This window comes from Sphaerisporangium sp. NPDC049457 (genome assembly GCF_055586705.1).
Genome location: NZ_JBVJHR010000015.1, coordinates 79,792 through 93,437 on the forward strand (window position 1 = coordinate 79,792; position 13,646 = coordinate 93,437).

General features: G+C 69.6%; 11 protein-coding genes. 5 read left to right on the top strand and 6 right to left on the bottom strand.

Features of this window, described 5'->3' with window-relative positions; translation table 11 throughout:
* Positions 1-323 precede the first annotated feature (323 nt).
* Together ACZ6QO_RS23455 and ACZ6QO_RS23460 are read right to left on the bottom strand one after the other, a co-directional pair.
* Positions 324-1,211 (bottom strand): DNA-3-methyladenine glycosylase family protein, encoded by an 888-nt coding sequence (locus ACZ6QO_RS23455; RefSeq protein ID WP_465853723.1) that lies wholly within the window; start codon positions 1,209-1,211, stop codon positions 324-326.
* Positions 1,212-1,488: 277 nt separating this feature from the next.
* Positions 1,489-2,919 (bottom strand): GPP34 family phosphoprotein, encoded by a 1,431-nt coding sequence (locus ACZ6QO_RS23460; protein WP_465853724.1) that lies wholly within the window; start codon positions 2,917-2,919, stop codon positions 1,489-1,491.
* Between the two features lie 437 nt (positions 2,920-3,356).
* On the opposite strand from ACZ6QO_RS23460, the gene ACZ6QO_RS23465 reads away from it, so the two are divergent.
* Entirely contained in the window at positions 3,357-5,594 is a 2,238-nt protein-coding gene (locus ACZ6QO_RS23465) for an Orn/Lys/Arg family decarboxylase (protein WP_465853725.1), read from the top strand.
* Positions 5,595-5,703: 109 nt separating this feature from the next.
* On the opposite strand, the gene ACZ6QO_RS23470 is transcribed toward ACZ6QO_RS23465, so the two are convergent.
* The gene (locus ACZ6QO_RS23470; protein WP_465853726.1) at positions 5,704-7,764 is read right to left on the bottom strand and encodes a BMP family ABC transporter substrate-binding protein; all 2,061 of its coding nucleotides are present in this window, start codon (positions 7,762-7,764) and stop codon (positions 5,704-5,706) included.
* Positions 7,765-7,944: 180 nt separating this feature from the next.
* On the opposite strand from ACZ6QO_RS23470, the gene ACZ6QO_RS23475 reads away from it, so the two are divergent.
* Entirely contained in the window at positions 7,945-8,136 is a 192-nt protein-coding gene (locus ACZ6QO_RS23475; RefSeq protein ID WP_465853727.1) for a ubiquitin family protein, read from the top strand.
* A gap of 68 nt (positions 8,137-8,204) precedes the next feature.
* Here ACZ6QO_RS23475 and ACZ6QO_RS23480 read toward each other — a convergent pair whose 3' ends face one another.
* Complete coding sequence (locus ACZ6QO_RS23480; protein ID WP_465853728.1) at positions 8,205-9,359, bottom strand: methyltransferase; 1,155 nt, start codon at positions 9,357-9,359, stop codon at positions 8,205-8,207.
* Between the two features lie 225 nt (positions 9,360-9,584).
* On the opposite strand from ACZ6QO_RS23480, the gene ACZ6QO_RS23485 reads away from it, so the two are divergent.
* Together ACZ6QO_RS23485 and ACZ6QO_RS23490 are read left to right on the top strand one after the other, a co-directional pair.
* Positions 9,585-10,217 carry a TetR/AcrR family transcriptional regulator gene (locus tag ACZ6QO_RS23485; RefSeq protein ID WP_465853729.1) on the top strand — a complete coding sequence of 211 codons (633 nt, stop codon included), beginning with the start codon at positions 9,585-9,587 and terminating at the stop codon, positions 10,215-10,217.
* Between the two features lie 2 nt (positions 10,218-10,219).
* Positions 10,220-10,876, top strand: a complete 657-nt coding sequence (locus tag ACZ6QO_RS23490) for an enoyl-CoA hydratase-related protein (RefSeq protein ID WP_465853730.1) — start codon at positions 10,220-10,222, stop codon at positions 10,874-10,876.
* Positions 10,877-10,999: 123 nt separating this feature from the next.
* On the opposite strand, the gene ACZ6QO_RS23495 is transcribed toward ACZ6QO_RS23490, so the two are convergent.
* Together ACZ6QO_RS23495 and ACZ6QO_RS23500 are read right to left on the bottom strand one after the other, a co-directional pair.
* Complete coding sequence (locus ACZ6QO_RS23495) at positions 11,000-11,965, bottom strand: DUF6454 family protein (protein WP_465853731.1); 966 nt, start codon at positions 11,963-11,965, stop codon at positions 11,000-11,002.
* Between the two features lie 156 nt (positions 11,966-12,121).
* Positions 12,122-12,574, bottom strand: coding sequence for an Lrp/AsnC family transcriptional regulator (locus ACZ6QO_RS23500; RefSeq protein WP_465853732.1), 453 nt, complete (start codon positions 12,572-12,574; stop codon positions 12,122-12,124).
* 127 nt (positions 12,575-12,701) lie between these two features.
* Here ACZ6QO_RS23500 and ACZ6QO_RS23505 point away from each other — a divergent pair, with 127 nt between their 5' ends.
* Positions 12,702-13,610, top strand: a complete 909-nt coding sequence (locus tag ACZ6QO_RS23505) for an SMP-30/gluconolactonase/LRE family protein (RefSeq protein WP_465853733.1) — start codon at positions 12,702-12,704, stop codon at positions 13,608-13,610.
* Positions 13,611-13,646: the final 36 nt, after the last annotated feature.

Here is a 13,646-nt window from a genome sequence, read left to right on the forward strand (position 1 = left end):
GTGGGAGCGGGTCACGGGGGACGTCACCAGGGACGAAGGACAACACCTCGCGGCCCTGCTCGTCGAACCCGAGCGGGACCGGCGCCCCGGAGAAGCCCCAGGTGTGCCAGGTACGCCTGGATTGTCAGCGTGAAGGGCCGGACCGGGCGGCGCACGGTCTCCCCGACCCGCACGATGCCTTGGGTAACGCCATCACCGACCAGCGGTTCCTCCTCGGACTGGTCGAGGCCACGACTCGGATGGGTCACAGGGTCTCCAGGAGTGTTGGTTCCACGGCATCCGGTTCGATGGACGGATCATGCTCTGGCGATCGGCTCGCCGCATCAGTCACCCATGTCTGTGCTGCCGTATGCGGATGCGCGGAAAAGGAAGGACGCCCAGGAGCGGTATGGCCGCCAGGCGTCGGCCACCTTGCGGTACGCGGCCGGGGACGCGTCCTCTGGCAGGCCGTAGGCCTCGCGCAGGATCGCGAACAGGCGCGGTTCGTCGCCCGGGAACGCGTCCGGCGCGCCCGCGCCGCGGATCAGGATCAACCCGGCGGAGAACGGCCCCACGCCCGGCAGGGCGCGCAGCTCGGCCAGGGCCTCCTGCTGGGCGAGCCCGCGCAGGTGCTCGGTGGTGAGCGTCCCGTCGAGTGCGGCGCGGGCCAGGCCGCGCAGCCACTCTTCCTTCTGTGCCGGCAGGCCGAGCCCACCGGCGTCCAGCAGCGTCACGGGCGGCGGGAAGGCGGCGTACGAGCGCCCGTCCACGTCAACTCGCGCGCCGTACCGCTCGGCGATGCGCTGCTTGAGCCGGGCGGCGATCAGCATGGACGAGCGCTGCACGATGACGGCCCAGCACGCCGCCTCCCATGGGGTCCAGAAGCACACCGGCCGCAGTCCTGGGCTGCGCCGCTGAAGCTCGCCGAGCACCGGATCGGCCTCGCCGACCTTGGCGAAGCCGCCGCCGTCCACGTCGAGGGAGAGGATGCGCGCGATCTCCCCTCGAATGGCGGGACCGGCGGGGCGTGTCGTGGCGACGGCGACCCCGCCCGGCGCGGCTGTCACGGTCACGCCGATCGGCAGCCAGTCGGACTCCGCGCAGTAGGCGAACCGCAGCGCCCGCCCGTCGGACGGCAACGCACTGGTGGCCGGCCAGCCCTCGACGAACCGCAGCGCGGAGCCGAAGTCGAACGGCCCCTTCGAGGTGATCGTGAATCGGTGTGTGGCCATGAGGCGTAGGTTACGCATCCGCACCGACAGCCGAAGCCTGCGAGCAGAGGATGCGCGTCCGCCGTACCGAGCCAGGGCGAACAGTGCGGGATGGCGAGGAGCAGGACACCGCGAGGAGGCCGAGAAGGAGGTGCTTCCTCCTCGAAACGCGGCTCGTCGTCGGGGGTCGTAGGGCCTGGAGTCCCATGACGGGACGAGGAACGCGCCGGGTGGCGTCCTCCGGTCCGACGAGTCGGCCGCGGCCTACGACGGCGGCGCGGGGAAGTCCGGCCGGAGACTACTCCCCGCCGTCATCGCCGTCGTCGTTGCCTGCATCGGCATTGGTCCTGACAGGCGTTCTGCGGGGGAAGCTCAAGGTGAGCAATCCGCTGGTTTTCTGCATATCTTTCGATACAGCCGCTACCGTCCCGGTGCCCCGGATCTGGTCGCGTATTTGGCGGATGCTGCGGGCCAGCCCCAGTTCGTTGTTCAGCCCTGCTGCGTCTACGAGGTCCCGCAGGAGCAGCGACTGCTCATCCGTAGGGACCTCTGCGCTGTTGACGGCCCGGAGCCAGTCGATCAGCATGTTGCGCGGGGCGGCGTCCGGATAGTGACGTTGCTCATGTTCTGGGCGAAAGCCGGGACTGTAGAACAGCAGGCCACGTTCGATCATTGCCTCCCGGTGCAGGAGGAACGCTCGGTCGCCGCGCAGCCGAAGCCACTCATGCAGGAGTATCGGCCCGCTCGGGGATGCTGTCCGGGCCGGGCCCGCGGCCATGTGGCCTTCATGAGCCGAGAGACGGCCCAGCTCTGCGAGAAGGTCATCGGCCCAGCCAAGGCCGGTGGGAGTGAGGTCCAGCACGTGGATCTCGGCAGTGGTGAAGAAGCACTTGATCCCCAAGAAGTCGATCATCCAATGAGGGACGAGCCGGAGTCTGCGACGCAACGCCAGTTCGCCGAGTTCCGCAGCCGCGCAACCGACCACGCCCCGGTCGTGGTCATGGACATTCCCCTGCCGGCTGTGAGACAGGAGGAGGAACTCCTCCGGCAGGGACATCCGCGGGGCGGATACGGCCACCGTCCTGTGCGACGGTGGCGTCTCATGCCTGTCGGTCCGCGTCCCGGCATCGTTATCGAAGTTCCAGAAACCGCGCAGCGGGCGCCAGCAGTACCATCCGAACCATCCGGCCACCAGGAAACGAAAAGCGGCTCCCGGAACGTTGCCCTGGAAGAGCGAACTCATCCCGGTAAAAAATGCGATCAGTATCGTTGGAATTAGGATGCAAAGGACGAGCACGACCATGACGCGAGCCATGACGACCAGGGCGCTCTTGGTGGCCTTCCCCGCCTCCTGCATGACATCGAGATAGTCCGGTCGCACAGCGGGCGGGGGCGTGCCGGTGTCGAGCGGCTTCTGGCCCGGAGAGACGACAAGGGAGGAAAGGGCATCAGGCTGGCCCGGTGACCTCGGCGAATCCGTCGGTGCCAGAGGCATGTCGGGCCCAGTGGGCGGAAGTGACTGCGGAGCGGTCCGCGAGGGCTTGATCCTGCCCGCGAAAGCCGCGAGAGCCTTCCAGACGAGTACCGCCGCCGCGAACCACGACCCGAGCCATGTGATCAGTGCGTTCGCGCTCGGTTCCCAGGCTATCCAGACGACGATCCCGGCCAGCGCGAGGAGAACAAGACCCAGGGAGATCCGGAATTTCCGCATATCCACCTCTCGCGCCATCAGGAACCTCAGCGGTGACGAGTAGAGGCTGCCCCCTGGCCGTGGAACTGCAACGACAGGCGTCCGGCCCCACTTCGATTCTGCCGAACGACAGCGCGGTGAGGGTTCAGCGAACGCTTCGCATCTCCGGACGGTGAGCCGACGATCGCGGCACGCCGCAGGTACCCCTGCGGAGGGTGCCACGCCCAAGCTCGGCGCGAAGCTCCTGCGCCGAGCGCCATCAGCACTGGCTCGCTGTCCAGGGGGTTCTCGCCGTCGAACAGGGTTGCCCGCACCGGGTCCTCCAATCCGAGCGGGGCCAGCATCATGCTGCCCGTCCGGCCGACCCGACGGCAGGCGAATCGACGACTCGATTTGGTAACCATGCGACTACGCCACGTGACAGTGAGGGAAGCTCGGCGGGAGAACCGCGTAGGCCCCCGAGTGTGGAGTGGTGTATGGAGCGAACTGTCCTGGCCGTTGTCGCGGAGCGGTTTGATGCTGATACGGCGCTTGCTGAGCAGCTTCGGCGGGTGTGCGGGGCGATGGGCGAGCTGGGGTTTCAGGTGCGATGGACTCATCGGGCCGAGGACGCGCTGGCGGTGGTCGGGTCGGACGCGTCGCTGACGGCGGTGCTGGCGGCGTGGGACGCGCCGGGGGCCGAGGAGTTCCTCGGAGCGGTCGCCAAGCGGTTCCGGGGGCTGCCGGTCTTCCTCATGACGGCGGAGCAGGAGCTTCCGCTGTGGGTGTACGAGGTGATCCACGGCTACGTCTTCCCGCTGGAGGACACTCCGCGCTTCATCGCCGGGCGCATCGCCCACGCGGCCGACCAGTACGCCGAGAAGATCCTGCCGCCGTTCTTCGGCGCGCTGCGCCGCCTGGAGGACAACCATCGCTACTCCTGGCACACTCCCGCGCACGCCGGTGGCGTGGCGTTCCTGAAGTCACCGGTCGGGCGGGCGTTCTTCGACTTCTATGGTGAGCGGCTGCTGCGCACCGACCTGTCCATATCGGTCACCGAGCTGGGCTCGCCCCTGGAGCACACCGGCCCGATCGGAGACGCCGAGCGCAACGCCGCCCGCGTGTTCGGCGCCGACCGCACGTTCTTCGTGGTCAACGGCAACTCCACCGCGAACCGCATCGTGGGGCACCACGCGATCGCCCACGACGATACGGTGCTGGTCGACCGCAACTGTCACAAGTCGATCCAGCACGCGCTCACCATCAGCGGCGCCCGTCCGGTCTATCTGGTGCCCGAGCGCAACGGGCTCGGGCTGGCCGGGCCGATCCCGCCGGCCGCCCTGGAAGCGGAGGCGGTACGCGAGCGCCTGGCCGACCACCCTCTCGCCATCGGAGAGCCCGCCTATGCGGTGATCACCAATTCCACCTATGACGGGCTGTGCTACGACACGGTGCGGGTCGGCGAGCTGCTGAGCGGCAGCGTCCCCCGGCTGCACTTCGACGAGGCGTGGTTCGCCTACGGCCGGTTCCATCCGCTCTACGCCCGCCGGTACGGCATGGCGGTGGACGAGCGGACGCTGCCGGGCCCGGACCGTCCGACGGTGTTCGCCACCCAGTCCACCCACAAGCTTCTGGCGGCGCTCTCACAGTCGGCGATGCTGCACGTCCGCCCCGCCGAACGGGCGCCGGTGGACTACGACCGGTTCAACGAGACCTACCTTATGCACGCCTCCACCTCGCCGCTCTACCCGATGATCGCCTCGCTGGACGTGGCGGCGGCCATGATGGACGGCCCGTCCGGGCGGTTCCTGACCGAGGAGGCGATCGTCGAGGCGGTCCGCTTCCGGCAGGCGATGGTGCGGCTTGCGGCCCGCGTCCGCGACGACGGCCGGCGGCCGGAGTGGTTCTTCGGCGTCTGGCAGCCCCCGTCGGTCACCGACCCGCGCACCGGTCAGACCGTCCCGTTCGCCCAGGCTGACCCGGCCCTGCTGTGCGCCGAGCCCGCGTGCTGGACGCTGGAGCCCGGTGCCGCCTGGCACGGGTTCGACGGGCTCGCCGAGGGTTACTGCTTCCTGGACCCGGTGAAGGTGACGATCACCTGCCCAGGCGCGGACGCCACCGGCGGCACCCTCGAGTGGGGCATTCCGGCCCGCATCGTGGCCGCCTACCTGGAGCGGCGCGGCATCGTGGTCGAGAAGACCGGCGACCACACCTTGCTGGTGCTGTTCTCGATGGGCATCACCAAGGGCAAGTGGGGCACTCTGCTCGACGCGCTCACCGACTTCAAGAACGCCTACGACGACGACCTGCCCCTCGCCGAGGTGCTGCCCGGCTTCGGCCCGCCCGCGACCTCGCTGCGGCGGTTCTGCGCTCAAGCCCACGACAAGCTGCGCGACTCCGGGGTCGGCAAGCTGCTCGACCAGGTCTTCACCGCCCTTCCCGAGCCGGTCCTGACCCCGGCCGACTGCTACCAGGCGCTGATCCGATCGCGCACCGAACGCGTCCCGCTTGTCGACCTGCCGGACCGGATCGCCGCCGCCACGGTCGTGGTCACGCCGCCCGGGATCCCGATGCTGATGCCAGGCGAGGCGACCGGGCCCGCCGACGGTCCCCTGATGACGTACTTGCGAGCGCTGGAGGACTTCGACCGGGCGTTCCCCGACCTTGCCACCGACATTCACGGGGCCCATCGCGACCACACCGGCCGCTACTGGATAGAGGTCATATCGGACTGATGGTGCACGCCCCTTGCGGCCCGCCCGCCCGTGCGCTCCGGGAAGACGCCGGGCGATCCGAGCGCCGAGGGCGGGCACGGCGCGCGGCCATGGCGATCGCTGTGCCCGGTCACGGGCTGGGGACGGTGATCTCGCCATCGGCGATCTGGCGTTCTATCTCGTCCAGGCGGGCCGCGATGTCGTCGATGTGGTGGCCGGTCGTGGTGTAGGCGAAGCCGTGGGTCTTGAGGCCGTAGACGGTGCGGCCGGGTTTGGTGGAGCCGGTGGAGAAGTCTTTGAGGTAGTCGAAGACGACCATGTCGACGCGCTTGATGATCGAGGTGAGGACGACATCGCGCATCGTGTCGTCCGCGGTGTGGGCCTCGTCACCCTCGGCGCCGATGACGTGCCCGCCGGCCGCCTCGGCGGCTCGCATGACCCCGAGGTTGGAGTCGCCCGCCGCCTGGAAGAGCACGTCAGCATGCGCGCGGAACAGGCCGGCCGCGACGGTCTCGCCCTGGTCGGGGTCGTTGTAGCCGCCGAAGTCCGGGTAGCGGGTCACGTACTTCACGTCTATTTCGATGTCCGGTTTGACCGACCGGGCGCCCGCGACGAAGCCTGCGGCGGCCCGTTCGATCGGCCCCCCGTCATTGACCGCTCCGACGAAGCCCACGTGCTTGTTCTTCGACTTCAGGGCCGCCGTCACGCCCGCGAGGAAGCCGCCTTCCTGCTCGGCGAAGACCAGGTTGGAGATGTTGCCCCCCTTCGCCTCCTCGCTGTCGACGATCGCGAACGTGGTGTCAGGGAACTCGGTCGCGACGGCTCTGATCACCTCGGAGTAGGCGTAGCCGATCGCGATGATCGGATTGTGCCCGCTCTTGGCGAGTCCTCTCAGTCGCTGCGCCTTCTGCTCCTCCGTCTCACCGGCCTTCGCCGCCAGTTCCTTGACCTCGCCCGCGCCGAGTTCCCGCTTGGCGCGTTCGATGCCCTGGACGGCCGAGTCGTTGAACCACATGTCACCCCGGCCGCCGATGTCCAGGGCGATGCCGACCTTGTCCAGCTTGCCGGCGACGGCGGCGATGGCGGAGGAGGAGGCGGTGGCCCGGCGGGAGGTAGCGGGAGTGGTGGAGAGGCCGGCGGAGTCGACGGGGTGATCGCCGGGCGATGTCCACAGCCAGATGCCGGCCGTGACCGCGAGGGCGAGCAGCACACTCAGCAAGGGGACCATCGCGCGCGGCCTGACGCGGCGGGAGCGTCTGGCCCGGCGTCGACCGACCCTGGTCCCCGCCGTGGCTACCGTCGCCTGCGACGAAGGCGGCGAAACCGGTGATGCGGCGGCGGTGGAGGGCGAGACGCCGGCTGTGACGCCCGGCGGCGGAGGCGCGTCGTGGCCCACCAACTGAAGCATGATCTCGGCCGCCGTGGGCCTGGCCTGCGGGTCCTTGGCGAGGCATCGGCCGAGGAGCGGACGCAGCGACTCGGGCAGCTCGGTGAGGTCGGGTTCGGCGGTGAGGACGGCGTGCAGGACGGCCGGCACGCTCGTGCCGCCGAAGGCGCGGCGGCCGGTGGCCGCGAAGACCATGGTCACCGCCCAGGCGAACACGTCGGCCGGGGGGCCGACCTGCTCGCCGGCGATCTGCTCCGGCGCCATGTACGCCGGGGTGCCTGCGACGCCGCTGGCGGTGACCGTGACCGAGTCCAGGGCGCGGGCGATGCCGAAGTCGATGACGCGCGGCCCGTCGGGGCCGAGCAGCACGTTGCTCGGCTTGAAGTCGCGGTGCACGACCCCCGCCTGATGGATCGCGGCCAGCGCGCCGGCCGTGCCCAGCGCCAGCCGTACCAGCTCGTCGCCGGTGAGCGGTCCACGTTGCCGGAGCCGCTGCTCCAGTGAGACGCCCTCGACGTACTCGCTGACGATGTAGAGCTGGTGGTTCGCCGTGCCGACCTCGATGACGCGGGCGGTGGAGAAGGTCGCCACGCGCCGCGCGGTGGCGACCTCGCGCAGGAACATGCGCTCGGCGTTCTCGTCCATCGCCTGGTGCGCGTGCAGCGCCTTGATGGCGACCCGGTCCCCCGCAGGCGACTCGGCCAGGTACACCGTTCCCTGCCCGCCGTGACCGATGCGGCCGAGCACTCTGTAGTCACCGAAATGGCTCGGCTCACCAGAGCGTAACGGGAGAAGGTCGGACATCTACGCCTCCAGCGTGTCGGTCCGACGATAGGGGATCGCGCGATTCCCGCGCGGGGAATCGCCTACGCGCCGGGAGTTCAGCGCGAGCGGCTTCATCGGTGCTCAGGAGCGGCCTTCGGGCACGATGAAACCGGCCGCGAGTGGCTCTTCGCCATCGGCGAGTGCAAATGGCACGACGTCATGGGCCTGGGACACCTGCGCCGGCTCGAACAGGTACGCGACCTGCTCCGCGCCCGCGAAGGGATCGACGCCGAGCGCACCCGACTGCTCCTGTTCAGCGGCACCGGCTTCAGCGACGACCTCCATGCCGTGGCCCGGCACGACCCCGCCATCCAACTTGTCGACATGAGCCGCCTCTACACCGGCGCATGAACGCGCACGAGGCGACCACGACCACTCGTAGCGGAATCGAGGACCGAGGATCGAGGTGAGTGGCGAGGTCAGCGCTTGATGGCTCGTAGGAGGACGAATTTGGGGTCGCTGGCGGCGACTTCGCAGTTGCCGAACAGGCGGCGGAGTTTCGCGTGGTAGCCGAGATGGCGGTTGCCGACCACCCACAGCTCGCCGCCGCGGCGCAGTGCGGCGCGTGAGCCGTTGAACATGCGCCAGGCCGTCTCGTCGGTGGTGGCGCGGTGGGCGTGGAACGGCGGGTTGTTCAGCACCAGGTCGACCGTGCCCGCGGGCATGCCGGACATGCCGTCGGCCGCCAGGAACTCGGCGGCGGCGCCCGCGTCCGCGTTCGCGTGGAACGTGGCCTTCGCCGACGCCAGCGCTTGGTAGGACTCGTCGATGAACGTCACCCGCGCCTCGCTGTTGTCGAGTGCCGCGGCGAGTCCGATCACCCCGTTGCCGCAGCCCAGGTCCACGACGTGTTCGCGTCCGCGGCGCGGCGGCAGGTTCCGCAGGAGGAAACGGGTGCCGACGTCCAGACGGTCGGCGCAGAAGATGCCCGCGTGGTTGGTGACGGTCAGGCCCGAGACGGCTCCGGCGCCGGTGGGCAGCGCGTAGGTTCGCGGCCACGGGTCGGCGCCTCGCGGCAGCTCGGGGTCGGGCGAGCAGAGGATGAGCCGCGCCTTCTTCACCGCCAGCGACGTCCTGGTCGGTCCCATGATCCGTTCGAACAGCTTCAGCGTCGAGGTGTGGATCTCGGTGACCATGCCGGCGCCGATGACCACGGTGCCGGGGTGCACGTGGGGTGCGAGGCGGTGCAGCTGGTCCTCAAGGAGCGCGAGGCTCTTCGGCACTCGGATGAGCAGCGCGTCGATGCGGCCGGGAGGCGGGTCCTGAGTGGTGCAGAGCCGGACCGCGTCCGCCGCGACCCCGTTGCGCTGCAGGTTCGCCCGGGTCGCCTGCTGGGTGAGGAAGGAGTCGGTGATCTGCACGGGACGGTGCCCGGCGAGCGCGGTGACCAGAGCACCCCACCGGTCGCCCAGCACCACCACGGTGCCCGTCAGGTCCGTCGGTTCGCCGTCGATTCCTTCGAGTTGCCGCAGCAGATATTCGTCGGCGGCGTCCCAGGCGCGAAACGGGTCACGGGGATTCTCGGGGAAGCGGGTGAGGTCGAACTCACCTCTCGACGTCGTCAAACGGTTCATCGCCGCCAAGGCTAGCGACTCACGCCGCATGCCGGTCACACCCCCGCCTCCCCCGAGTCTTTCGTCCCGCCAACCACACCGCCAGCCGCGCCACCCGTCCGGGTGGCCGCGTCGCCCCTGGAACCGCCAGGAAACTCGAAGAAAGTTCTGGACGAGCGGGTTATGGAGCAGTTGCTCTGTTACTGTGGCGGGGTGGCTCGGCCTCGGATTCATGATCTTGATCGGTTGCTGGATGTCGCCGAGCGGCTGGTGGCCGATGGTGGGCCGGAGCGGCTCACGGTGCGGGGGCTCGCGGCCGCCTCCGGGGTGTCCAATGGTGCGATCTACCACGCGTTCGGGTCGCTGCCGGTGCTGCTCGGGCGGGTGTGGCTGAGGGCGGCGAGCGACTTCCTGGATCTGCAGGTGGAGCTGGTCGACGCCGCCCTGAGGGACGGGCGCGAGACGGCTGAGGCGGTGGTCGCGGCGGCGGGGGCGCCTGCGGTGTTCGCTGACAGGCGGCCCGCGGCGGCGCGGATGCTCATGGAGACGCGCCGAGATCGGCTGCTCGGCCCCCAGGTGCCGCAGGAGCCGGCCGAGGCGATGTTCGCGCTGGACAAGCGCCTGGTGGCGCTGCTCGTACGGCTGGCGCGCACGCTGTGGGGGCGGGGCGACGGGGCGAGCGTCGAGGTGATGACGCTGTGCGTGGTCGACCTTCCGACGGCCGTGTTCCGCAGGGCGCTGACCGCGCCGTCCCCGGACGGCCACGTCGTGATCGACGCCGACAGCCGAGAACGTCTGGAGGCCGCGGTCCGCGCGGTCCTCGCCCTTCCGCCGCCGGCCCCGCGCGGCGGGCGGTCCGTTACTTCTGGAGAGGATTGACCATGCCCGAGCTGCGTCAGGACGGCAGTGTTCTCGTGCTGGATCTCGGCGACGGGGAGAACCGCTTCTCGCCCGACTGGGTGAAGGGCGTTCACTCGCTGCTCGACACCGTCGTCGACCACCCTGAACCTGCCGCGCTGGTCACCACCGGGCGCGGCAAGTTCTTCTCCAACGGGCTCGACCTGGACTGGCTCGCCGGCCACGGCGACCAGCTCGTCCCCTACGTCGCGGACGTGCAGGATCTGCTGGCCAGGATGCTCACGCTGCCGGTCCCGACGATCGCCGCCGTCAACGGGCACGCGTTCGGCGCCGGGGCGATGCTCGCGCTGGCCCATGACTTCCGCATCATGCGGGCCGACCGCGGCTACTTCTGCTTTCCCGAGATCGACATCCCGCTTCCGTTCTCCGCCGGCATGGCGGCGCTCGTCCAGGGGAAGACGACCCCCGCCGCCGCGGTCGCGTCGATGACGACGGGGAAGCGCTTCGGCGGCGTGGAGGCCCGTGACCTCGGCCTGGTCGACGGGGTCGCCGACGAGGCCGAACTGGTCGTGGCCGCGGCCGAACGGGTCCGGTCGCTGGCGGGCAAGGACCGCGCCACCCTCGGTGCGATCAAGGCGACCATGTACGCGACCGTCGTGACCGCGCTCACCAAGCGTTGACGGCGCCGCCCGCGATCACTCAGGAGTGAGAGCGAGACCGGGAGCGGAAGCCGGAACGGAAGCGAGAGCGGGAACGAGAGCGGGGGCGGGAACGGGAGCGGGGGTGCCGGGTCCGTGCCGGGGTCAGGACAGGGCGGGGGTGCTGTAGGTGAGCAGGGTCGACTGACCGTCGTCCGGGACGGCGACCAGCTGCAGCGAGCCGCCGTTCGCCTGGAGCCAGGTCGGGTTGCGGGTGATCGAGTTCCCGGCCGCGCTGAGCGCGGTCACCGGCACGGTGTTGATCGCGGTGAGCGTGTCCAGGTCGAGCAGGGAGACCGCGCCGAGCTGGAACGACTGACCGTTGACGCCGAGGCTCGCGACGCCGGTGCAGACGGCCTTGCCCTCGGCGAGGTAGTCGCAGTCCTGGAAGTCGGTGAACTGCTCGGGGTTCTTCGCCGTCCGCTTCAGCTTGCCTTCCAGGTTCCAGGTGTAGAAGGTGCGCGAGCCCCAGCTCACGCCGACCAGGCGGTTGTTCTTCAGGTCGTGGACGACGCCGCCGATGTGGTCGTTCACCCGCATCACCTCGGTGGCGCGGAAGGAGGCGACATCGACCTTGTAGACGATCGCCTTGCTGTTCGGACGGTACTCGGCGACCGGAACCCACAGGTAGCGGCCGTCGAAGTCGATGCCGCCGGGGTGGTAGGCGTCGCCGTCCTTCAGCTTGAGGTCGCGCAGCAGGTTCCCCGCGAGGTCGAACTCGAACAGGTGCCCGACGCCCTCACCGGGGGTGCGGTCGTAGCCGCCGCAGGCGGGGTTGCAAGGGGTGGTCGCCTTGATGATCTCGACGGAGGACATGTAGTAGCGGTCGCCCAGCCGGAGCATGCCCTGCGGGTGGTAGGTGTCGAACTTCAGGTTCACCGGCGCGGCGCTCTGCGTCCAGGAGGTGCCGCGCGCCACCTTGGTCAGCAGCTGGGCGGTCGCGCTGTCACGCGAGGGACGTTCCCCAGGCTGCCCGTTGTCGGCGGCGGCGGCGAGAGCCGAGGTGCCGGCGAGGACGGCGACGACAACGGAGAGCGACAGCGCCAGCCGTCGCGGCATGCGTGGACGCATGATCCACCCTTTCTACATTCAACCCGTTAAGACGCCGGCAAGTACAGCAGCCACGAATGACTGCCTAACGACCCACAACTGAACACATGCATTCACATAGTTCATTTAGTGGCTATATGCGGCATGAAACGGGCGACAGCCCCTTCTTGGGTTCGCTTACCGGGCGTCGGTGGCGGGGACGTGGAGGGGGCGTTCGAAGAAGGTCTCCAGGGCGACGATGGTCTGGGTGCTGCTGACGCCGTCGACGTCGAAGATCTTGCGCAGGACGGCCTGGAGGTCCTGGGTGGTGGCGGCCCGCACCTTGAGGAGGATGGAGGCGGGGCCCGCGATGACGTGGGCCTCCTCGACCTCGGGGATGGCACTGAGGGCCTGACGGGTGTCGCCCATCCAGGTGCCGCCGTCGACCATGACATAGGCCAGCACGCCCCGGCCGACGGCGACCGGATCGACGTCCACGGTGGTGCGCCGGATGACGCCGCGCTCGCGCAGCTTGCGGACCCGCTCGTGCGCGGCCCCGCTCGACAGGCCCACGGCGGCGCCGAGCGCGGCGTAGGACTGGGTGGCGTCCTGCTGGAGGAGGCCGATCAGCGCCCGGTCTATGTCGTCCATGAGGGGAAGATATCAGCCATCGGGCGTCTCACCCTTGACAGTGTTCAGCGTCAGCGTCTCTATGGTGAACTTCATACTGGTAGTCATATGTTTGACGGGATACCGTTCGGTGGGGTTTGCTTGGGGTGTGACGGAGACCATTGCCACTGAGCTGGAGGAGCTGGACGAGCGGTTCGCCCTGGTCGGGGGTGACGAGCGAGTCGAGCGCATCTACCAGGGCTGCCGGTGGGCCGAGGGGCCGGTGTACGTGCCGGCGGGGCGCTACCTGCTGTGGAGCGACATCCCCAACGACCGCATGCTGCGGTGGGATGAGCTGACGGGCACCGTGGGGCCGTTCCGGTCGCCGGCCGGGTACACGAACGGGCACACGCTGGACGCCCAGGGCCGGCTCATCTCCTGCGAGCAGGGCAACCGCCGGGTGACCCGCACCGAGCACGACGGGTCGATCACCACGATCGCCGACTTCTGGCAGGGCAGGCGGTTCAACAGCCCCAACGACGTGGTGGTGAAGTCGGACAACTCGATCTGGTTCACCGATCCGTCCTACGGCATCACCAGCGACTACGAAGGCCACCGGGCCGAGAGCGAGATCGGGGCCGACCAGGTGTACCGCGCCGACCCGGTCACGGGCGAGGTGCGGATGGTGGCGGGCGACTTCGAACGGCCGAACGGGCTGGCGTTCTCGCTGGACGAGCGGCTGTTGTACGTCGTGGACACCCGGCGACGGCACCTGAGGCGGTTCGACGTGCACGACGACGGCACGCTGTCCGGCGGCGAGGTGATCGCCGAGTGCACGGCGGGCTCGTTCGACGGCATCCGGCTCGACGACACCGGTCGCATCTGGGCGGCCACCCACGAGGGAGTGCACTGCTTCGCGCCCGACGGCACGCTGATCGGCAAACTCCGGCTTCCGGAGAAGACGTCCAACCTGGTCTTCGGCGGCCTCAAGCGCAACTGGCTGTTCATGACCGCCTCGACATCGGTGTACGCCATCATGCTGAACGTCCGCGGCGCGCTCCCCGCCTACGCCCGCTGACCGACGGCCCGGCCGGTCCCGGACCGGGCCGCCGGA